Origin of the sequence: Arthrobacter sp. Soil762 (genome assembly GCF_001428335.1) — a bacterium.
Lineage (GTDB): Bacteria > Actinomycetota > Actinomycetes > Actinomycetales > Micrococcaceae > Arthrobacter.
Genome location: NZ_LMSG01000012.1, coordinates 603,057 through 624,017 on the forward strand (window position 1 = coordinate 603,057; position 20,961 = coordinate 624,017).

18 protein-coding genes are annotated in these 20,961 nt (G+C 56.2%); 9 read left to right on the plus strand and 9 right to left on the minus strand.

Annotation, left to right across the window (positions count from 1 at the left end):
* Nucleotides 1–466: 466 nt before the first annotated feature.
* Together ASG77_RS21290 and ASG77_RS21295 are read left to right on the plus strand one after the other, a co-directional pair.
* Entirely contained in the window at nucleotides 467–1,972 is a 1,506-nt protein-coding gene (locus ASG77_RS21290) for a polysaccharide biosynthesis tyrosine autokinase (RefSeq protein WP_082575947.1), read from the plus strand.
* A gap of 119 nt (nucleotides 1,973–2,091) precedes the next feature.
* Nucleotides 2,092–3,396: a glycosyltransferase family 4 protein gene (locus ASG77_RS21295; protein WP_082575948.1), complete on the plus strand. Its 1,305-nt coding sequence runs from the start codon at nucleotides 2,092–2,094 to the stop codon at nucleotides 3,394–3,396.
* Here ASG77_RS21295 and ASG77_RS21840 read toward each other — a convergent pair.
* The 7 genes from ASG77_RS21840 to ASG77_RS23020 form a co-directional block, all read right to left on the minus strand.
* Nucleotides 3,364–3,624, minus strand: coding sequence for a hypothetical protein (locus tag ASG77_RS21840; protein WP_056345015.1), 261 nt, complete (start codon nucleotides 3,622–3,624; stop codon nucleotides 3,364–3,366). The genes ASG77_RS21295 and ASG77_RS21840 overlap by 33 nt on opposite strands.
* 263 nt (nucleotides 3,625–3,887) lie before the next feature.
* Nucleotides 3,888–4,877, minus strand: coding sequence for a glycosyltransferase family A protein (locus ASG77_RS21300; RefSeq protein WP_082575949.1), 990 nt, complete (start codon nucleotides 4,875–4,877; stop codon nucleotides 3,888–3,890).
* Nucleotides 4,861–5,739, minus strand: a complete 879-nt coding sequence (locus ASG77_RS21305; protein ID WP_082575950.1) for an alpha-1,2-fucosyltransferase — start codon at nucleotides 5,737–5,739, stop codon at nucleotides 4,861–4,863. Before ASG77_RS21305 ends, ASG77_RS21300 begins: the two co-directional genes overlap by 17 nt.
* Nucleotides 5,740–6,642, minus strand: a complete 903-nt coding sequence (locus tag ASG77_RS10845) for a glycosyltransferase family 2 protein (protein ID WP_082575951.1) — start codon at nucleotides 6,640–6,642, stop codon at nucleotides 5,740–5,742.
* On the minus strand, nucleotides 6,639–8,270 hold the full coding sequence (locus tag ASG77_RS21310; RefSeq protein WP_162254929.1) for an ATP-binding cassette domain-containing protein: 1,632 nt from the start codon (nucleotides 8,268–8,270) through the stop codon (nucleotides 6,639–6,641). Before ASG77_RS21310 ends, ASG77_RS10845 begins: the two co-directional genes overlap by 4 nt.
* Before the next feature lie 74 nt (nucleotides 8,271–8,344).
* Nucleotides 8,345–9,769 carry an O-antigen ligase family protein gene (locus ASG77_RS21845; protein WP_235564452.1) on the minus strand — a complete coding sequence of 475 codons (1,425 nt, stop codon included), beginning with the start codon at nucleotides 9,767–9,769 and terminating at the stop codon, nucleotides 8,345–8,347.
* Between the two features lie 55 nt (nucleotides 9,770–9,824).
* Complete coding sequence (locus ASG77_RS23020; RefSeq protein ID WP_082575953.1) at nucleotides 9,825–10,634, minus strand: WecB/TagA/CpsF family glycosyltransferase; 810 nt, start codon at nucleotides 10,632–10,634, stop codon at nucleotides 9,825–9,827.
* A 299-nt stretch (nucleotides 10,635–10,933) separates the two neighbouring features.
* Between ASG77_RS23020 and gmd the strand changes: the two genes are divergently transcribed.
* The 7 genes from gmd to ASG77_RS10885 all read left to right on the plus strand — a co-directional run bounded on the left by gmd (nucleotide 10,934) and on the right by ASG77_RS10885 (nucleotide 19,160).
* A complete protein-coding gene (gmd, locus tag ASG77_RS10855) occupies nucleotides 10,934–11,962 on the plus strand; it encodes a GDP-mannose 4,6-dehydratase (RefSeq protein WP_082575954.1) in 1,029 nt (342 codons plus the stop codon).
* Nucleotides 11,962–12,936: a GDP-L-fucose synthase family protein gene (locus tag ASG77_RS10860; RefSeq protein ID WP_056345026.1), complete on the plus strand. Its 975-nt coding sequence runs from the start codon at nucleotides 11,962–11,964 to the stop codon at nucleotides 12,934–12,936. The genes gmd and ASG77_RS10860 overlap by 1 nt, the downstream gene beginning before the upstream one ends.
* Nucleotides 12,937–12,963: 27 nt before the next feature.
* Nucleotides 12,964–14,400 (plus strand): sugar transferase, encoded by a 1,437-nt coding sequence (locus tag ASG77_RS10865; protein WP_056345031.1) that lies wholly within the window; start codon nucleotides 12,964–12,966, stop codon nucleotides 14,398–14,400.
* Between the two features lie 57 nt (nucleotides 14,401–14,457).
* Nucleotides 14,458–15,771 (plus strand): UDP-glucose dehydrogenase family protein, encoded by a 1,314-nt coding sequence (locus tag ASG77_RS10870; protein WP_056345034.1) that lies wholly within the window; start codon nucleotides 14,458–14,460, stop codon nucleotides 15,769–15,771.
* A 2-nt stretch (nucleotides 15,772–15,773) separates the two neighbouring features.
* Entirely contained in the window at nucleotides 15,774–17,648 is a 1,875-nt protein-coding gene (locus tag ASG77_RS10875) for a DUF4012 domain-containing protein (RefSeq protein WP_056345036.1), read from the plus strand.
* 177 nt (nucleotides 17,649–17,825) lie between these two features.
* Nucleotides 17,826–18,416 (plus strand): LPXTG cell wall anchor domain-containing protein, encoded by a 591-nt coding sequence (locus ASG77_RS10880; RefSeq protein ID WP_056345040.1) that lies wholly within the window; start codon nucleotides 17,826–17,828, stop codon nucleotides 18,414–18,416.
* Between the two features lie 339 nt (nucleotides 18,417–18,755).
* Complete coding sequence (locus tag ASG77_RS10885) at nucleotides 18,756–19,160, plus strand: VanZ family protein (protein ID WP_327019618.1); 405 nt, start codon at nucleotides 18,756–18,758, stop codon at nucleotides 19,158–19,160.
* Between the two features lie 22 nt (nucleotides 19,161–19,182).
* On the opposite strand, the gene galU is transcribed toward ASG77_RS10885, so the two are convergent.
* The gene (galU, locus tag ASG77_RS10890) at nucleotides 19,183–20,073 is read right to left on the minus strand and encodes a UTP--glucose-1-phosphate uridylyltransferase GalU (RefSeq protein ID WP_056345043.1); all 891 of its coding nucleotides are present in this window, start codon (nucleotides 20,071–20,073) and stop codon (nucleotides 19,183–19,185) included.
* 104 nt (nucleotides 20,074–20,177) lie between these two features.
* Entirely contained in the window at nucleotides 20,178–20,960 is a 783-nt protein-coding gene (locus ASG77_RS10895) for an enoyl-CoA hydratase/isomerase family protein (RefSeq protein WP_056345046.1), read from the minus strand.
* Between the last annotated feature and the right edge of the window lies 1 nt (nucleotide 20,961).

The window sequence follows — 20,961 nt, forward strand, 5'->3', positions numbered from 1 at the left end:
GAGGCGAAGCCGTCCACCCCGAACGCAAAGTAGTTGTTTGTCAGCGTGAGGTGCCGCAGCCCGGTTCCGAATTGATCGCCATGCCGTACCCCACGGCCGGTCAAACGATTAGTCTCCGCATTCAGCTCACGAGCCCATTGCGCACCGAAAGCAGCATGAGTGCGGGGTCCTCTGGAACTCGAAGCCGAGGGTGACGCCATCGAAAGCGACTATCCTGCGTGTTTCCGCCTGCGACATCCTCGGTGGTGACGGTCTCCCAATCGCAGTGATTCCTTACCGCTCAGGAGCTACGTCGCGCCGGAGAAAGCAATTTCGGTCTGAGTGCCAGACTGGACCTGTGCAGGGAAGAGTCACTGTGAATTTCGTGTATGCGTGGCGGGTACAATTGACCAGACCGCACAGATAATGCCGTTCTGGTGGCGTGCCGACTGGCGTGCCCAGCCATTCGACACAGGGGGACTCCGGTTTGGATCTACACGACTACATGCGCATTTTGCGTCGCAGCTGGATAATGGTCGTCGCGGCGACTATGGCAGGACTGCTCGTTGCCGGGGCAACGAGCATACTCTCCAAACCTACCTACACGTCCGAGACGCAATTGTTCGTGGCAATCCAAAACTCTGGTTCGGTCCAGGAGATGCAACAGGGCAACTCCTTCAGCCAAGCGCGTGTCCAGTCCTATGTGAAAACAGTGAACACTCCAGTCGTTCTCGATCCCGTCATTATAGCTCTCGGGCTGAACACGACCGCTGGGGCGCTGGCATCAAATGTTCGAGCCAGCACGGACCTGAATACGGTATTAATCAACATCTCGGTGAACGACACCTCTCCCGTTCAGGCGGCAGCCATAGCCCAAGCCGTGGCAAACAGCCTGGTAAAGGCGGTGGATGGCCTAGAACGGCCAAAGACCGGAGGAACCTCGCCGGTAAGCCTGTCGATAATTACTCCGGCAACGGTTCCTGGATCTCCCTCTGCACCCAATACACGGATGAATCTGCTCCTAGGGGCATTTCTTGGCCTCGGAACAGGCATCGGCATCGCGATACTTCGATTCTCGCTAGACAATCGGGTCCGAGGCGAAGCTGATGTGCGGCTAGTCACCGATGCTCCGATTCTGGGCGGTATCTCATTTGACCAAGCAGCGACTCGGAAGCCGCTGTTGACCCAGACGCCGGCCCAGAGCCCGCGGGCCGAGTCCTTCCGTCAGCTTCGCACCAACCTACAGTTTGCCAATGTCACAGGACAGGCAAAAACGGTACTCGTGACTTCTTCCGTACCAGGCGAGGGAAATAGCACAACCGCAACAAACCTTGCTATCGCGCTTGCACAAGCAGGCCAGACGGTCTGCTTGGTCGACGCTGATCTCCGGCGGCCAATGGTCAACGAATACTTAGGATTGGACCGCAGCATAGGCTTGACCACAGCGCTCGTTGGTTCATCCGATGTCAACGATCTACTACAACCGTGGGGCGACGAAAATCTCTTCGTACTGGCTTCGGGCCAGATCCCGCCCAATCCTAGTGAGCTCTTAGGATCTGACGAGATGAAGCACCTTATTCTCAGACTGGAACATGCCTTCGACACAGTTGTAGTGGATGCGCCGCCACTGCTTCCAGTTACCGACGCCGCAGTACTTTCGCAGCATGTTGGTGGGGTAATCGTAGTGATTGGATCACAGAAGCTGAAGCGACAAGATCTCGAAAAGTCCTTGAGCGCCCTGCAAATGGTTGGCTCTAACCTCCTGGGAGTAGTCCTGAACCGGCTTCCGGCACGAGGACCGGATGCGTATTCTTACAGCTACTCATACAGCAGTCAGGAAGTAAGAACTCCACCCCGAGCAGCGGCCAAGTCCAATCGCACCGCGTCACGTACTGAAGATCATCAACGTGATGATGATTTCAGCAAGATGATTTTAAATAGCCCGGAACAACCCCCTAAGGTATTCCCCGGCAGTCGTTTAGATTCTAATTGAAAATAAGAATCTAAACTACGCACGGCCGAGCGCGATAGCCTTAGCTTACTGACTACCATGTGGTTTGCTTGGTTTTTCATGATCGTCCAGATGTGTAGCCTGACTCATAAAGGATCCTTATGATAAAACCGATTGTTGTAATACTCCAAGAGTATGTTCCTCAGTACCGGGTGCCGTTCTTTCGGCGTTTGATTGAACTCGGGGCCGAAAATGGTATTGATATTCAAATTGCGGCGGGCACAGCCAACAGGAATCAGCACCAGCGCCAAGACTCGGTTCCTGCGGAATTCACTATTCCAATCTCCCAAACGGAAGTCAGGATTGCAAATACGCGCCTGGTTTTTCGACGCGTCGCGCCCGTCATCTCAACGGCGAATCTTGTCATTATGGAGCAAGCTCGACGCAATATCGATGCATACTGGCTACTTTTGTCACCATGGCAGCGCCGGAAAATTTGCCTCTGGGGGCATGGACGGGACTTCGTCACAAGCCCGTCATGGATCAAACGGCAGGCTATGTCCAGGTTGACCCGCGCGGCAGATTGGTTCTTTGCTTACACCGAAGGGTCGCGGGATTCGGTCGTGTCCAGTGGATACCCCCTCGCACAGACCACAGTTGTTCAGAACTCAATTGATACAGCCGACCTCCAAAACGATATGTCCCGCATATCGCCGGCTCAGGTTGGTGATTTTCGCAGAGAGAAACAGCTCTCGCACTTGACCGCAATCTTTGTCGGGGGCCTCGATGAATCCAAGAGACTTCCTTTTCTCTTTGAGGCATGTAGACACGCATTCCGGATGAACGAAAATTTCCGGCTCCTCGTTGTGGGCAGTGGTCCCCTCAGAGAGAGCGTAGAGCGGCTCACCGAAACCGAACCGTGGCTCCGATACCTAGGTCCGCTCTTTGGAACCGAGAAGGCCCTTGCCATAGCGGCGGCGGACCTAATTTGTATGCCAGGACGCGTAGGACTTGTAGCGGTTGACAGCTTCGCTACTGGTCGCCCAATTGTGACGACACCCTGGCCGTGGCACGGTCCGGAATTTGAGTATTTGGAAGATGGCAAAACATGTGTCGTTTCGGCTGGTGGAGAGCAATCCTATGCCAAAGCCTTGATGCGCCTACTCACAGACAAGCAAGAACTACGAACAATGCAGGAAGCATGCAGATCCGCCCGCGAAAAATATACTATCGAAGAAATGGCGGCTCGGTTTTTCGAAGGGATACAACGGGCATTGACCTACGGATCCGGCGAAATGTCGCGTTCTTCCTTTGACGCTCACCTGGTGGGTCTTGGACGTACCACTGGACGCAGAAGTCGCCTCGGCCCTCGGGTCCATTCTCAAGAAGCCGCACGAACTGCAAGTAGTATTGCTGTCGTTCAGCCTGATCGTCTAGCGCGACCGCAATGGGCCCTTTCCATTTAGGAGCTTGTTGGTTCGTCTCAGGCGCGTGGCGGCTTGAACAAGAATTCTAAGCTCGTCCTTCGCGGCGGCAGCGTCTCCCAGGGAGTTCGTGCGAGGCAGTTCCCGCAGCTGTTCCTTGACCTTCCACACCGCCTCCAGCTTGCCTGTCGAGTCATCGGCTGCGACGACGTCGGCCAGGCGGCGGGCTGCGTTCGCGGTCAGCGTGTCGCCGGGGCGCACGAGCAGCATCCGGTGCGCCCAGGGAGATGAGATGGAAGTGATTAACCTATTTCCCCGGGAACCTTGAAGAGCCGGTATGCTCAATCATGGCTCGTAATCCTGTTCAGGTTGAATGCTTAGACGCACTCATCCCAGCACGGCCACGGGCCCCTTTTTTCAGCTACGACACGGAATCAATTCCCCCCATCCACGAAGCCCTCAACAGTCACCGAAGCACATATCCCGGCCGGGCCCTAGCCAATTTCACCTCCGACACCAAATCCATTCCTTGACTACGACTTAGTAGAAGCATCAATCTGGTAGTCCGTGTATCGGTCAAAAGAGGTCAACCGCAGCCCATCGAACGTTCCTCGAGCAGACGAAAAATGCAGCAGCGCTCGGTGGCGTATCCATATGTCGCGTCGTAAAAGGGAAACAGCATAGTCAGCGAAGCCGATGGTCAATCGCCGCCCTGCCCTCAACAGCGTCCATGCGGCGGACGAGCCAAATTCTCGATCCACCCAGACGTAAGCCAAGGAACTAAAATAGGCCCGGTCTAGCGCGTATCTGAATGTCATGCGACCCGCCGGCACGATCTCTGTGACGACTGCTCGCGCACTCCAGCGCAAGCCCTGGCCCGCTGCAATCCATCTAGTCAATAAATGTGTGTCCTGCGCACCGGATGTATTATACCGGAGCGAATAACGCCAATTCTGGACTAGGGCGGGAGGAAACAGGATATTACCGTCGCCTGTTGGCTTCTGCAATACGCTGGCGTCTTCAAAAGTTGGCCGGTTCCAATAGGCCCCACTTTCGCACCAGAACGGCGGTTCCACTTCGAACTGCGGAACTACTGGGCCTGCAATAACATCTCGGGGAAAAGCCATATGCATGTCCCAAAGTGCTTGAAACCAGTCGCTGCGGGGGCTCTCATCGTCGTCAATAAAGATTACTGGCGCATCCAAAAACTTAGCATAGTCCAGAGCGGCATTCCGAGCTATTACAAGGCCTTGCGGCTGAGCCGGCAAGTAGTGCATAGTCACATTTTTGAAGCCAGAACTGCAATCATCAAAGACAACCCTCGCCGATTGTTCGATGTCATTGTCAACTATCAGAACATGAACATCGACTTCGGCATTCGGGAATGGCTGTGCATTCAATTTCTGCAATAGCGATCGCAGCAACAGGGGTCGCTTATACGTGCATACTGCAATGACACACAGCTGCCGGCGACTCATTTCCAATACTTCAAGTTCAGCGATGCTTCTACGCTCCTCTTGCATCCAGAGTTAACCAATCAGCACCCAGGAGGTCAGCGGCACTCTCTCCGCTCGACATCCAAGGTCTCGGTGCAATTATGGTATGTGGTCCTCGTCGTGCCATGAGCCAAGCAGCCCACCAGCTAAAGGACGAATTACTCATGACCATGCCACTACCCATCGACATAGCTTTTATCGTATTCAGGCTAGATAACTCAGAATTTTTCATGAAGATATTCACGTTGGGTAAGTATCCCAACTCATTCTGGGCCACCTTTGGCTCGTCCGAAAATGCTGTCGCCTTGTCAACCGACGATATCTTGCGGATCAGCCCTAGTCCACGTTCAAAATAGTCACTTGACGTAAGGCCGTGAACGGCTTGTGTATGCGACGTCATGTAATCCCCACGGCGAACATGGACAGTTGCGCGCCCGTTATTCACCAAGGCCTCCATGACGCTTTGTTCCGCCACAGTCGCCGGACTGCTCAAAATTAGGTCCGCCATACGATCGGCGATGCCCGAGAAATACTGAGGCGACTGAAAGTATCCAAAAATCGTCGTGCCTGGGACAATTTTGTTGATCTTCGCGGAATAACCGAAAGACTCCTCTCTATAAACTCGAAGCTTTCTCGTCCGCGCTGATAGACCGAGTCTTTTTGAACGACGGCCAAGATCCAGCCACGGCGACTCATCTGAAACGACCTCGCCCGGCAGCGCCAGCGAACCCAGCTCAAATGACCTCAAGTCTCCCTTGACGTATTTGGAGGCATCTATATAAAGAGGGCAATTGAGACGTTCAGCCTGTTCCCAGGCCGCAGCAAGAACAAACATCTGATTGCCCAAGCCACCCGTCAGGTAGGCACAAACGCCATCATCTATGTTCACTTAGGCTCGTCTCCTAGTGACATCCAGCAGTCCGGCCGCTCCCGCCACACAGCAGTCCCACCACAGCCGGTCATGTGAACGGGACAAAAGGAAGCGGACAAGATAGGTAACAGATTCGGTCAGAGTGCCATACACGACCATAGACCGCCGGACCCTCCCAAGGTTGTCCTCGGCAAGGGACCAGCGGTGGGCAACCGCCATGCGAACGAGCAAGGGCCGCTTGTGACGATTGACCGGCGACTGGTGGTGGTGGAGTCTTGCGGCATGTACATGCCTGAGTTTTCCTCGCGCACTTGCCCGCAACCCGAAATCGGCGTCTTCTCCGATCGCATATCCGACCCTGCGTTCGTCAAACGCGAGCCCATCTATCATCGCAAGCCTAAATGACATGGAACACCCGGGCAGCCAATCGACGTCCACGTCGAACGGTGTCTCATGCGCCCCAATGTTAAAGCCGGTGGATAGCACCCTACCTGGGTGTATACTGTCTCGTCCCGAAAGCCGGGCGACGATCCTTGCTTTTTTCCGGTTCCCCCCTTTTATCAATCCTCCTGCGCCAACCAGGGTCGGGTCCATTTCAAACGCCTTCATGAGCTCTTCGATGTACTCCGGTTCAAGCTCTACGTCATCATCGATAAAATGCACCACCTCGACGTCCTCTTGAAGCGTTCTAAGTGCGACATTTCGCTGCAAAGTGAGACCAGGGGCGGTGTGGACATATTCAAGAAACGGCAGCCCACCTTCACTCTTATATTGGTGACTGAGATCTGCAGTGTCCTCGCTATCGCTACTGTCTACTACGAGAAGCCTTAACGGCATTCTCCGCTGCTGCAACAACGAATCTAGACAGCGCTTTATGTCTGCATGTCTGTTGCGAGTACATATAACTAATGCGTCTTTCATGAGCCCAACTCCATATTCTGATGAGAGTGTAGAATCCTGCCGTTGACGAGATCGATTCTTCGATCCACAAAATCTAGGGCCGCTTGGCGGTGTGTAACTACTATCACAGTCATCTCCCAAGGGATTCTACTAACTGCCTCCAAGATTGCCCTTTCAGTGTCCAAATCTAGCGCGCTGGTAGCCTCGTCTAAAATCAAAAGCGAAGGCTGTCTGTACAAAGCTCGCGCCAGACCCACCCTTTGTCGTTGGCCTCCAGATAGCCCTATTGACTTGGAGTCTATGAACGAATCAACTCCGGAAGGCAGTTGATCAACCAGCTCTTCAAGTTGCGTCATCCGAAGCACTCGAGCAAGAAGTTCGACATCAGCAGGGCGGTCCCAATGAATGTTCTCAGCCATCGTCCCGCGGCGAATTGGAACGTCCTGCGGAACAATACCAATAGACCGACGGAAGTCACCCCATGCGTCCACATTTAGGTCCGCACCATTTACCCGAATGATTCCAGCAGATGGTGGAAACAATCCTAGAAGGATGTCAAGCAGCGTTGTCTTTCCTGAGCCACTCGGTCCCAGAATCGCAACGCGCTCGCCCGAACGAATTACGAGATCAATTTCAGCAAGCGCAGCCACGTGTCGACCGGGAAAAGAATGCGATACTCCGCGAAGAATAAACTCCGGCGGATCCTCTCCACTTCGGCTCGATGACCCTTCACTCGGCATCATGTCCAGCCCCGAGGATCCGATATGAGAATCCGCCAGGCTGGCCATTCGTGCATCCCACTTTTCGATCCACGTGATTTGACCAAGAGCCGTGTTCAACTGATTCTGAACGGCCTGAACTCTCGGGATTATTCGATAGAAAAGTGCTACAAACACCAAACCTAGCGTTATGTCCCCTTGTATAAGAAGTGCTAGGCCGACGACTAAGGCCAAGAATACCGCCGCAACAGAATCAACCATGGTTCTTGTCGCTGAAGGCAGCATAATCTGACGCCGTCGCAGCCGCCCCAGCAGGTCAGCACTCTCTTGGGAGCGCATCAGCCACTCGCGGTCGCTACCTGACTCACGCAAAAACTTTATGTCCGACAGAGATGAGGATACGTCCTCCGCAATCTCTGTCGTCGTTCCGGATAATCTTCGCTCATTTTGTCGAACATGCTTCAGTCGCAGGCGAAAAATAAGAGCTGAGACAACAATGAACAGAAATGCAAGGCCAAGTAGACTAGGTGTCAATACAGCAGATGCCGTAATGAGTATGATTACAACAACGCACGTTCCGATCCCTGAAAGCAAGGAATATACACCGTTCGAAAGCTGCGTGGCCTCTGACATAACAGCAGCCGTGATCTCGCCCTGGCCTAGCTTTCCAACTTGCAACCACGGCCCCGCCACTAGTCGTTCCATCAGATGACGCCGTGCTTTGGCTTCGACCGAGGTGGTAACCCGACTGATGAGAGAGTCACCAAGGTACTTCAGCAGGGTTGACAGGACGAGAAACACTGTCAATAGCGTCAGAATCGGAAGTAAGGAACCGATGGTCGGGCTACCCTGATTGAGCAAAGGGAGAATACTTGCTAATCCCAGTGCTTCGGCCACACCGCTCAGGGCCAAAACGATAATGGAGCCCACGGCAGTGACCCTAAATGGCTTCACGAGCGCGAAATAATGCCGAAGGGCGCCAACGGGCTTCTTTATCATTTTATTCACAATTCTCTCTGTTCTCGGCTAGCAAGTATCGCCAGCGATAAGACAACCCACAGGAAACACACTGAAGGGGAGGTGCGGGCGGCTTCGATTTTTACTTCATCCAATAGAATGTACAGAACGATAACGGCAGCGCTCAGAGATGCTGTACGGCGGAGGAAAATTCCTCGCAAAAGCTTGCATAAGATCAAAGAAACCAACAATACGAAAAAGACAAGGATAACGATCCCACCGGACCACAGAAGCCACAGATAAAGACTGTGAGGAAAAGTTCCTATTTGCTCATATGGATAATCAAACCCGTTACCAATTAGACCCGACTCGACAAACCCCGGTAGTTGAGTGAAGTAGTCCCAAACACTCGCTCTGTTTAGAGTTGATTCTATGCTGCCATCGAGTTGAATCGAAGTAAGCCGTGCATATAGGGGCAATGTTGAAAGGGTTCCGATTGAAGCGAAGATCGCTACGGTCAGTCCGCCGACTACGGCTAGAGTCTTTCCGGCTGATTCACGGAATAGGAATGCCGATGTCAAAGCAAGCATTGGAACAACCGCGCACAGAATGACTATCGGACCTCTTGATTGCGTAGCCAGGAGAAGGATGAAGCTTGATACTAAAAGCGCACCGGATGCCAGCCTCCATATTCGACTATTATCAAAAAATATTGCCGTCAGGCCGAGTAAAATTATCGCACCGTAGAATTCTGCGACTAGTTCATAATCGCCTAAAGACCCCACGAATCTGCCTGCGTTGAACGTACCGACGTTCAACGCACGCCCGGTGCCGAGTAGATACAGGTCGTAGGTAACCGCGATGGCCCCGCCGGCTAAGACCGCGCGGCGGGCACTGGCAAATGAAGGCAATTGCGAAAGTGGGGTCCAAGAAATCAAGATTGCGAAAGTGATACCGCTTATCCATGGCATGAGGCTAAGCAGGCTTTGCGAATTAGACAACGTGGAAATGATCGCCCAGACCGCGAAGCCGATGAGGCTAAAGTGCACGGCGCCAAAGTTTGCGTTGCCCGGAGTTAAGGTCGCGGTTGCATTGAGTGTGCGCTTGTTGGCCGCAAAGCCAAAAGCCGTTATTAACGCTGTAAGCATAGACAGTAGTACTACGAAGTCAATTCCACCTATGTCGCGCTTGGCAACGACTAGCAAACAAGCGTTGAGAAAAAACATCAACATTAACTTTGGCCGGTTGCTCATGGTAGCCAACACAACGATTCCAGCCAAGGCTACTGCTGAAACGGCCGCCAACACGAGTGGGAACCGTCCCCACGCAACTAGAATGGCCAACACAAGGCCGGCGGCGCCTCCCCCTGCCCAACCCCAATGAGCTTTCGACATCTGGAATCTCCGAGGCTCGGGCTCATGTCCAAGATCCTGCGTCATGTGACTCTGATGGCTCATTGGCTTGAGGTTCATGCTCAGATTCACAGAGCTTCGGACAGTCGCCGCGTCGGCATAGATGAAGGCTCAGTCACTTTTCGTCGCTCCATCCATTGTCCTTGATATCCCTACAAGCAACGATGAGGAACTCGAAGTTTCCGATAAGGTACCTGCGCCAAAGGCGTTTTGGTTGGCTGCACAGTCGAAAGAACCATTCGAAGCCGATCAAGCGAACCCATTTGGGGGCCTCCTTTACAGTCCCCGCGGCAAAATCAAACGCCGCGCCGACTGCGATCGTAGTGGCACCAATAGAGGCTGCCAAGCGTCGCGCTTCCCAGTCCTGTTTGGGTGTTCCCAGGCCCACCCACACAATGTCGGGCGTGGTGGTACTGATCCGAAGATCCTGTAATTCCAGCTCTGGCCCGCTCAGAGGTCGATACGGGGGGCTCTCAATTCCGACAATGTCGCATCCAGGGTATCTTGTCGACAATGTGTCTTGAAGCCGGGCCAAAACTTCGGGCGACGAGCCAAGAAGGAAGTGTCGAATTCCATATTGTCGGCCTACATCAAAAACGTCAAGGAACAGCTGCGGGCCCCTTACGTGGTGCAGTCTGGGCGTCTTCCTTCGCAATCTGGAGAGGATAGTGAGTGGCTTGCCATCCGGTAAGTTAAGGGCTCCCGTTGAAAACAAATCCGCATATTGACGGTCTCGTGCGGCAAGTGAAGTCGTGTAGGCATTAACAAGATGTACGTGGACCGCGGACGAGCCCTTCGATCGCTGGGCAAGGGCGCAAAGGCCGTGAGCTGCCTCAGTCCCAGTACCAGACGCAAGTGAGACTGGGCCGAATTGCTGAAATCCGACTGGCCACAGCGAAGGCCCAACAGTTGAGACTGGCGTCATTTCCCCAAGATCCTTTGTTGATTTAGCCAGCAACGTCTGCGCGAATGCTACCGGCGCAATCACGAACAAGGCTGCGGCATTCCCCAATGCGTCGACTACGTTGGCAGGCGTGCAAGCCAACGTCTAAGCCAAGGATACCCGCCAGACCCGAACGCAAGCGAATCCCGCCGTCATGGGTCGGCGCCGTTGAGTGAAACGCATGATCCATTGGCTAGGATGTCTGCAGGGTCATCCGCTGAGCCAACTGCTGCCGGCACCAGACGCCACTTCGACACATCGACAAAATCATGGGGATAGTAATGATAAAACGCGCACTTATAACGGGCATCACAGGGCAGGATGGCTCTTATCTTGCGGAACTTTTGCTAAAAAAAGGCTACGAAGTGCACGGTCTGATCCGGCGGGCATCGACGTTTAACACCGCGCGCGTTGATCACCTCTACGTCGACCCGCACGATTCGAATGCGAAGCTATTTCTCCACTACGGCGATCTGAGCGATGGAGCACGGCTGGTAACCCTTCTCGCTGAAATCAAGCCCGACGAGGTCTATAACTTGGCGGCACAATCCCACGTCCGGGTCTCCTTCGATGAACCCGAGCACACCGCTGACACAACGGGAGTTGGGACAATTCGCCTTCTGGAGGCTGTCCGAATGTCCGGCATCGAAACCAGGTTCTATCAGGCATCATCATCGGAAATGTTTGGCGCCACGCCTCCCCCCCAGAACGAAGACACTCCGTTCTACCCTCGTTCACCGTATGGAGCAGCGAAGGTATATAGCTACTGGATTACCAAGAACTACCGTGAGGCTTACGGCATGTTCGCCGTCAATGGCATCCTGTTCAACCACGAATCGCCACGCCGAGGTGAAACTTTCGTAACCCGAAAGATTACGCGTGCTGTCGCCGCCATCAAAGCCGGCAAGCAAGACCTGCTGTATATGGGAAACCTCGACGCCGTTCGTGACTGGGGTTACGCTGCGGAATACGTCGAGGGCATGTGGCGCATGCTCCAGGCCGACGAGCCCGACGACTTTGTGCTGGCAACTGGCGGCAACTACACAGTGCGCGATTTCCTTCAGATTTCATTTGAGCATGCCGGCTTGAACTGGGAAACCCATGTCCGCTTTGATGAGCGATACCTGCGTCCAACGGAAGTTGACGCTCTTGTCGGAGACGCTTCTAAAGCGCAGGAAAAGCTTGGCTGGAAGGCATCGGTTCATACGCCAGAGTTGGCGCGAATCATGGTCGACGCTGACATGGAAGCCCTCAAGCATGCAGGGAATCACTGGATTGACGCCGTCGAGCTCGAAAGCTGGAAGAACTAGTGGCCGACGACGTCACCTTCAAACCAACATTGCTGGACCGCTCCTCGACCTTCTACGTCGCAGGTCATCGGGGACTTGTTGGTTCTGCCGTCTGGCGGAACCTAGAAGCCGAAGGCTTCACGAATCTTCTCGGGCGCACCTCCTCCGAACTCGACTTGAAGGATCGCGACGCGGTTTTCGCTTTCTTTGCGGAGTCAAAGCCTCGCTACGTAGTGCTCGCGGCTGCCAAGGTCGGCGGTATTCTTGCAAATAGTACTTATCCGGTTGATTTCCTTAGTGACAACTTGAGGATCCAGGTAAACGTCCTCGATGCAGCACGGGAACATAACGTGGAGCGTCTCCTGTTTTTGGGTTCTTCCTGCATCTATCCGAAATTTGCGGAACAACCGATACGCGAAGATTCCCTCCTCACGGGGCACTTGGAACAAACCAACGATGCATATGCAATTGCCAAAATTGCAGGAATCATGCAGATTCAGGCTACTCGCCGGCAATACGGTCTTCCGTGGATCTCGGCCATGCCAACCAATCTGTACGGACCGGGAGACAACTTCTCACCTACAGGTTCACACGTCTTGCCTGCCTTGATAAGACGCTACGACGAGGCGGCAAGGTCCGGCGCGCAGGTCGTAACTAACTGGGGAACCGGCTCGCCGCGTAGGGAGTTCCTGCATGTGGACGACATGGCAGCAGCTTGCCTTTACCTACTGGAAAACTACGACGGTCCTTCGCAGGTCAATGTGGGGACTGGAAACGATGTGACCATTCGTGAGCTTGCGTCATTAGTTGCATCTGCGGTCGGCTACACGGGCGAAATTGCATGGGATACGAGCAAGCCCGATGGAACGCCTAGAAAACTGCTCGACGTTTCCACGTTGACCGACGCCGGATGGACCGCTTCGATTGGACTTGAATACGGAATTCAAACAACAGTCGAATGGTTCAGAAACAATACTGTGTCTGTTCGCAGCTAAGTCGTTGTTTGGAATGGGGGATGCTCGGTGAGTGAGGACGCCAATTGGCGCAGGCGTTCGTCAAGGCTCTTACGAATAGTTGATGCCTTCATCGTTGTATGGGCCGTCGTCGGGGCATTCCTGATACGGTTCGGCCTTGACCCTGAATCGAGTACCGCTGGCCGAGACGTCCCTTACGTCTGGCTTTCCGTGGTCCTTGCCGCTGGATGGTGGTTCATGCTGGGAGCTTGGAATAGTCGGCAGAGCAGGATTCTAGGGTCGGGGCCGGACGAATACAAGCGAGTCGCTGCAGCCTCGCTTTGGTTGTTCGGCATCATCGCCATAGTTTCCTACGTCTTCCGAATTGACACGGCACGTGGGTACGTAGGGCTGGCGCTGCCCGTGGGGCTAATCGGCCTTCTGCTTGGTCGGTGGTTGATCAGGCAACACCTAACTGTCAGGCGGGGGCAAGGCCAAAGTATGTCCCGGCTACTCCTGGTGGGTGGGCCGGGTGCCGTCTCGCACTTGGCATCGACACTGCATGGCGCCAAGCACGCGGGCTACCTCCCAGTCGCGGTGTACATGCCGGGAGAGCACTCTGCCGCTGGGGTGGAACCGAACTCGGGGCTGACCATAGTGGGCCACAAACCGGACACGCAGTCCATAGTTGCTGCGTTGGAAGCCTGCGGCGCCGATGCGGTAGCGGTGTCTGCGGGCGTTCAATTGCATCCTCAGACTCTCCGTCATTTGGGATGGGAGTTGGCGGCTCGGAACATTGGGCTGATAATGGCCCCCGCCCTCACAGACATTGCTGGACCTCGGATACATACGCAGCAGGTCGCAGGCTTACCTCTAATTCATGTCACGACGCCGACACTTGAAGCAGGACAACGAGTCGCGAAGCGGCTTTTTGACCTTTTTGCAGCTGGCCTTCTGCTATTACTTGCATCACCAGTAATGATCCTAGTTGCCGTCCTGGTAAAACTGGAAAGCGGGGGTCCCGTACTTTTCCGTCAGGAACGAGTGGGTATAGAAGGGAACCACTTCTATATGCTCAAGTTCCGGTCAATGGTGATCGACGCCGAAGCCCGCCTAACCGATTTGGCCTGGAAGAACGAGGGCAGCGGCCCTCTCTTCAAAATGAAGAATGACCCACGTGTGACACCCATGGGAAGATTCCTGAGGCGATTCAGCGTGGATGAATTGCCTCAGCTGTTTAACGTCCTCAGTGGATCAATGAGTCTTGTCGGCCCACGCCCTCCGCTTCCCCTGGAGGTCGCGGCCTATGAAAACGACGTTCGCCGTCGTCTGCTGGTCAAGCCTGGGCTCACAGGACTGTGGCAAGTCAGTGGCCGCTCCAACCTGTCATGGCAGGACTCAGTCCGCTTGGACTTGTACTACGTAGAAAATTGGTCGCTGGCGGGCGACCTCGTTATTATCCTCCGAACCGTCCGCGCTGTTTTTCGCAGCACAGGCGCTTACTGATCTCGCTGATCTCATTTCGGCGTGGACAACTGACCTATTGGGGAAGGAACCATTACAATGCGCATATCTGTAATAGGGTGCGGCTATCTGGGCGCTGTTCATGCGGCCTGCATGGCGAAGTTGGGCCACGAGGTGGTCGGAATTGATGTGGACGCGCGGAAAATCGCAGAACTCTCCGCAGCACGTGCGCCCTTTTACGAGCCAGGCCTTGAAGACCTCCTCAGGGAGGTTCAGGAAACAGGACGGCTATCGTTCACCACAGACTTAGCAGCTGCCGCAGGAAGCGCCGTGCACTTCATTTGTGTGGGCACGCCGCAGAAAAAGGGAGAAAACGGTGCTGACCTCAAATACGTGGACGCGGCCACAACAGGACTCCTTCCCTACCTTTCCCCAGGCGACATCGTGGTGGGGAAATCCACGGTTCCGGTGGGAACGGCCTCACGTCTGGCGGACCTTCTCAGCGGAGAACAACCTGAGGCGCATCTGGTCTGGAATCCGGAGTTTCTTCGTGAAGGCCACGCAGTTGCGGATACTCTCCACCCTGACCGATTCGTGTACGGAGTTTCCAACGGTTCAGAAGACCATCCGGCAGTTGCCGTCCTGGACGCCGTTTACTCGGCTCCTCTCGCAGCAGGGACTCCCCGTCTCGTGACCGACCATCCGACCGCGGAGCTCGTCAAGGCGGCCGCAAACTCCTTCCTTGCCACAAAGATTTCATTCATCAACGCCATGGCTGAAGTCTGCGAAGCAGCAGGAGCAGACGTCACACAACTCGCCGACGCTATCGGCATGGATGACCGGATCGGCCGGAAGTTCCTTAACGCCGGCATCGGATTTGGCGGAGGCTGTCTACCTAAGGACATCCGCGCGTTTATGGCCCGAGCCGGAGAGCTTGGCGCCGATCAAGCGCTGACATTCCTCCGCGAGGTAGATGCCATCAACATGCGCCGGAGAACCCGAGTGGTTGAGCTTGCGCGCCATTTATGCGACGGGTCCCTGCTGGGCAAGCGAGTCACCGTGCTTGGCGCCGCATTCAAGCCTGAAAGCGACGACGTTCGCGATTCGCCTGCCCTCAGCATTGCGGCACAACTTCAGCTGCAAGGCGCTGTGGTGACCGTGACGGATCCGAAGGCTCTGGCCAACGCCGCACGTAGATTCCCAGAGCTCCACTATGAAGCCGACACTTGGGCTGCAGTCCAGAATGCGGATGCTTTGCTGTTGCTTACAGAGTGGCAGGAGTACCGCGACTTGGACCCCTACGAGTTGGCGGGGTCAGTTTCGTCACCCCGGGTCCTCGATGGCCGCAACGTTTTGGACGCGGCCAAGTGGCGGGCTGCTGGATGGAACTACCGTGGATTAGGACGGCCCTGACGATGGCTGAAACTCAAGACACCTCGGCCAATATCGCCCAGTTCGGGACACTACGGCGTTCAAAATCCGGCCGGAAAAGTCTTCGCCGACGACTCGTGGTCGCGCTGGCCTCATCAGGAGGCATCTCTCTCATTGCGGTGTCGGGTGCAGCATGGCTGGGAAGCAAAGCCTCAGAGATAAACTCCGAACTCACTACGGCGGCCCACCTGATCCCCTCCCTTAAAGAGGAGATAGCTGCTAACAACGCCGTTGGGGCTGCGGCCACAGTTAATGAACTTCTCATCCACACGGCCACGGCGAAACAGGCCGCTGACGACCCTCTCTGGACCTTGGCGTCGACCTTGCCAGGGCTTGGGTCAAACTTCAGCGCCGTCGCCGAGGTTGCCCGATCTGCCGACGATGTGGCCAACCTCGGCCTCGCCCCGCTCGTAAAGGTCTACAGCTCCCTCAATTGGGAAACGCTTCTCCCCAGTGCCTCAGGTACTGATCTGGAACCGCTGAGATCAGCCTCGCCAAGAATTTCTGGGGCAGCCCATGCCGTGCGGCTGTCAGCGGACAGGCTGCGTCAGATCGATACCACGAAGCTGGTGCCTCAAGTGGCCGACCCTTTGACTACTGCGAGAGATCAACTGCAGGACCTCACCGGGGCTCTCGACGCCGCCGCCAACGCCTCGAACATTGCCCCTGGAATGCTCGGCGCGCAAACACCACGCAACTACCTCCTCATCATCCAGAACAATGCCGAGACTAGGGCCTCTGGCGGCATACCTGGAGCGCTTGCCGTTCTCAGCCTCGACAAGGGAAGTCTGACGCTCGGCTCACAAAGCAGCGCGAGTGATATCGGTATCATGTCCCCAATAGTGCCTTTGGACCCCCAGCAACAACAGATCTACTCCGGGCGCATGGGCAAGTTCATGCAAGATGTAAATCTCACACCTGACTTTCCAACAGCAGCCAGCACCGCTCAGGCCATGTGGGAGAGAAAGTCCGGACAGCGCGTTGACGGTGTGATCTCCATTGACCCGGTGGCATTGGGATACATCCTGGACGCTACCGGCCCTGTGAGGATCACGAATCCGGAACTCGTGGAACTCGCGTCCGTAGGCTTGCCCACAGAGCTGTCCGGTAAGAACGTCGTCCAGACCTTGCTCTCTGACGTATATGCCAAGATCGATCGGCCCGCTCTCCAAGATGTCTACTTCGCCGGTGTTGCTCAAGAAATTTTTGCAGCCCTGTCGAACGGAAAGGGAAACGCAAAGGGCCTAATCGAAGGGCTGACGCGCGGTACCAACGAGGGACGTGTTCTAGTCTGGTCCGGAGTGCCAGCCGAACAGTCTGTCATAGCCAAGTACGCTGTCAGCGGATCCATTGCTGGACCAAGCGTTGCCCCAGCCCAATTTGGTGTCTACTTCAACGACGGCACCGGCGCAAAGATGGATTACCACGTCAAGCGAACTGTTCAGCTTGTGAAGGAATGCGCGCAGTACGGGTACAAGCAAACCACCGTTCGCGTTACGAGCACAAACACTGCCTCGGCCGACGCCGCAACGTCGCTCCCGGCCTACGTCACCGGTGGTGGCGCTTTCGGTGTTCCCGCCGGATCAGTTCAAACCAACATCGTGGCGTACGGTCCTGTCCAAGCAAACGTAGAAACTGCCAAAGTCGACGGTCAGAGAACTGACTTCGCTCCATACGTCCACAGCAACAGGCCCGTGGGCGTTCTGGCCATTAGGCTCGCGCCAGGCGAAAGCCGCACTGTGGAGTTCACTTTCGGGAAGATTGTGCAACACACCGAACCTACCGTCGTTGTCACGCCCACTGTCCAAGCAGTCAAAGATGTGATCTTGCCCACAAAGAATTCCTCATGTGGACAGTAATCGTGGACTGCGTATTAACACTATGTAAACCAATTGGATTGAGATTGCTGGCCACCGGAAGTGGATGGTATCGTCTTTGTGGGATATACATCCGGGATTTCCGCACAGGTCTCATGCGGAGAGGAATCCTCCTCAATTCGGATACATCAAAAACTTAACGTCTCCGGGGGGACAACGATGAAAAAAACACTCGCAGCACTCGCACTTGCAGGCTCAATTGCACTTATCGGCTCACCCGCCGTTGCCGCCGAATACCCGGCTCTCCCGCCTCAGGCTGCTGTTTCTGACGGCACTGTGGGCCCGGGCGAAGACTTCGTCTTCCGCGGCCAGGGATTCCTTGCCGGCGAACCCCTGATCATCACCGTTACACCGGGTAACCCGCCCGCAGCCGGCGGCGCCAACATCGCCGGTGGTACCTCTTTCTCGGCCAAGATCCCTGTCTTCCTTGCACCCCAGACGTTCAACACAACTGCTGACGCTCAGGGTGCAATCGTTTTCCCGCTCTCGCTCGGTGAAGCGGGCACCTACTCCATCACCGCTACGGGTACTATTTCAGGCGTGACCGTCGGCCCCGTAACCGTTGCAGTGGACCCGACCTTTGCCAGCAACGGCGCGCCTTTGTCCAACACCGGTGGCGCACCGCTGGCCAACACCGGCGCTGATTCCGGCCTGATCCTCTGGACGCTGGTTGGCGCAGGCGCACTGGCCGCAGGCGCAGCCTCAGTGGTTGTTGTTCGCCGCCGCGCAAAGAACGAGGTTGCTGCCTAACCGCAGCACTCACCAGCACCAACGAGGGTGGGTGGTTCTCCGGGAAACCGGAGAACCACCCACCCTCTGCGTTTAAGGGTTTCGACAGGTACAACCACTGAGCTGACGGGCTGAACCACCGGTCTGTGGTATCTATAAGAACTATGGGGAGACATTGGCGCAGAACACCGTGGGAGTTCGATTTCTCTGTTCCACTCCCTCGACCTCAGGCGCTCCTCTACATACTTCTCGCAGTGCTTGCCGTAGCCGCCCTGGGAATGGCCACTCTTGCCCTGCTGAGAACCACCTGAGGGTGTCTTGAGAGGCCCCGGTAACCCGAGGTTCTGGCGCGTTGTTCTGATGACCATGCTGGTGCCGCTGGCCTTGGTGGCATTTTGGCCAAGCCCTGTCGATGAGCCAGTGAAGGGCGAACTAGCCAGCGTCCTGAAATTCCTCCACGCCCACGGAATTCCTGCGTGGTTCAACTACAAATTCGTCGAAGCATCCGCCAATGTAGCGCTCTTTATTCCGCTCGGCGCGGTGGCAGCCCTGGCCTATCCGAAAAAGCACTGGTGGCACATCGGAATTCTGGGGTTGCTCTTCTCAGGCTGCATTGAGCTGGGCCAGCTGCTGTTTCTTCACAATCGGTTCGCGAGCCTGCTGGATCTTGTCACAAACACAGGAGGCGCTGTATTAGGCGCTGTGCTGGCCGCTGCGGCCCTTAAGCGCCTATGGGCCCGCCGATGTTCAGCGGCAGGCCCGTAGGGCGTCACGAAAGCGTCAGACGTCAGCCGACAAAAGCTTTCAGCCAGGTCTTCAGGTCCTCGCCGAACTCCACTCGCTCGGAAGCCAGCGTGATGACTGCCTTGAGGTAGCTCAGCTTGTCGCCGGTATCGTAGCGGCGGCCTTTGAAGACCACGCCGTACACGCCCGAGCCTTCACCCTCACCGGCGGCAAGGGTCTGGAGCGCATCGGTTAGCTGGATCTCCCCGCCGCGGCCGGGTTCTGTGTTCTCCAGAACGCCGAAGACCGACGGGTGCAGTACGTACCGGCCGATGACGGCCAGGTTGGACGGCGCCTCGTCCGCGGCCGGCTTTTCCACAAGGCTGTTCACGCGGACGTAGTCCTCGCCCTCAATGGCCGTGATGTCAGCACACCCGTACGCACTGATCTCTGAGGGGTCCACCTCGATCAGTGCGATGACCGAACCGCCCGTCTTCTGCTGCACCTCCATCATGGTGGTGAGGAGGGTCTCGGACTCATCGATGAGGTCGTCGCCCAACAGCACAGCGAAGGGCTCGTTGCCTACATGCTGGCTGGCGCACAGCACCGCGTGGCCCAGACCCTTGGCCTCGCCCTGGCGGACGTAGTGGATAGGACCAAGATCAGAGGCCTCGTGGACCAGGTCCAGGCGACCCTGATCGCCCTTCAGCTCCAGCGCGCGCTCCAGGCCGGGTTCACGGTCGAAGTGGTCCTCAAGGGCGCGCTTGCTGCGCCCCGTGATCATCAAAATGTCGTCGAGGCCGGCCTTGACGGCTTCCTCCACGACGTACTGGATGGCCGGGCGGTCAACCACCGGCAACATTTCCTTCGGCATCGCCTTAGTGGCGGGCAGGAAGCGCGTCCCCAGGCCGGCAGCAGGAATGACGGCTTTTGTAATAGATTTCCCCATTGTCATAGGTGAACTCTATAAAATCGTTGGGGGAAACTGGCAATTGAGTGATTTGATTTCGACAGTCTCGACGGGCTCGACCACCGGACCTTTGGTTTCGACAGGCTCGATCACCGGCCACCGAACTGCGGCTCGCGCTTCTCCTGGAAGGCCCTGAAACCTTCGGCATAGTCCGCGCTCTTGCAGAGGCGCGCCTGCTCGGCGTTTTCCTCTGCCATGGCGTCCCACAGGCCCAGCCGCTGGTCGCGGATGTGCGCCACAAGGTCCTTGCTCGCTGTGAAAGCGCCAGTGGCCCCTGTGGCAACCTTCGTCACAATTTCCCGGGTGTTGTCCAAAAGTTCATCGGCCGGCATCGCCCGGCTGAACATCCCCTGCGCAACGGCCTCCGTGCCGGAGATGAGCTCGGCCGTGTAGATCAGGTCCAGCGTCCGGTGCATCCCCAGCCGCTCCGTGAAGTACCAGTGCCCGCCCGAATCCAGTGTGGCGCCCAGCTTGGCAAACGGCGAGCCGAACTTGGCGTTCTCCGCCACGTAGACCACGTCAGTGGCCAGCAACAGGCCCAGCCCCACCCCCAGGCACGCACCGTGCGCCGCGGCGAAGGTCGGCGCCGGGAACGCGCTCATCTTCTTCAGCAGCGGCTGCACCAGCCCGCCCAGGTACGCCTCGGCGTCGTCCGTCTCCGGCGTCACGCCCGAAATGTCCCGGCCCGCGCAGAAGGCGCGGCCCTCTCCCCTGAGCAGCAGCGCCCGCACCTCACCGCGCGAGGCGGCGGCAGCAGCGTCGTCGTACGCCTGAGTTAAATCAGCGAGCGCCTGCTCGTCCAGGGAGTTCAGCTTGTACGGTGCGTCCAGAACAACTTCGGCGACGTTGTTGGCGATGGAGAGGGAGATCATG

Excerpts from the sequence above, each read along its gene's own strand:
- ASG77_RS10880 (WP_056345040.1), top strand. The coding sequence starts at position 17,826 with ATGAAAAAAACACTCGCAGCACTCGCACTTGCAGGCTCAATTGCACTT.
- ASG77_RS21840 (WP_056345015.1), bottom strand. The coding sequence starts at position 3,624 with ATGCTGCTCGTGCGCCCCGGCGACACGCTGACCGCGAACGCAGCCCGC.
- galU (WP_056345043.1), bottom strand. The coding sequence starts at position 20,073 with ATGACAATGGGGAAATCTATTACAAAAGCCGTCATTCCTGCTGCCGGC.
- gmd (WP_082575954.1), top strand. The coding sequence starts at position 10,934 with ATGATAAAACGCGCACTTATAACGGGCATCACAGGGCAGGATGGCTCT.
- ASG77_RS10895 (WP_056345046.1), bottom strand. The coding sequence starts at position 20,960 with ATGATCTCCCTCTCCATCGCCAACAACGTCGCCGAAGTTGTTCTGGAC.
- ASG77_RS10845 (WP_082575951.1), bottom strand. The coding sequence starts at position 6,642 with ATGAAAGACGCATTAGTTATATGTACTCGCAACAGACATGCAGACATA.
- ASG77_RS21845 (WP_235564452.1), bottom strand. The coding sequence starts at position 9,769 with ATGAACCTCAAGCCAATGAGCCATCAGAGTCACATGACGCAGGATCTT.
- ASG77_RS21295 (WP_082575948.1), top strand. The coding sequence starts at position 2,092 with ATGATAAAACCGATTGTTGTAATACTCCAAGAGTATGTTCCTCAGTAC.
- ASG77_RS23020 (WP_082575953.1), bottom strand. The coding sequence starts at position 10,634 with ATGACGCCAGTCTCAACTGTTGGGCCTTCGCTGTGGCCAGTCGGATTT.
- ASG77_RS10885 (WP_327019618.1), top strand. The coding sequence starts at position 18,756 with ATGACCATGCTGGTGCCGCTGGCCTTGGTGGCATTTTGGCCAAGCCCT.
- ASG77_RS10870 (WP_056345034.1), top strand. The coding sequence starts at position 14,458 with ATGCGCATATCTGTAATAGGGTGCGGCTATCTGGGCGCTGTTCATGCG.
- ASG77_RS21300 (WP_082575949.1), bottom strand. The coding sequence starts at position 4,877 with ATGCAAGAGGAGCGTAGAAGCATCGCTGAACTTGAAGTATTGGAAATG.
- ASG77_RS10875 (WP_056345036.1), top strand. The coding sequence starts at position 15,774 with ATGGCTGAAACTCAAGACACCTCGGCCAATATCGCCCAGTTCGGGACA.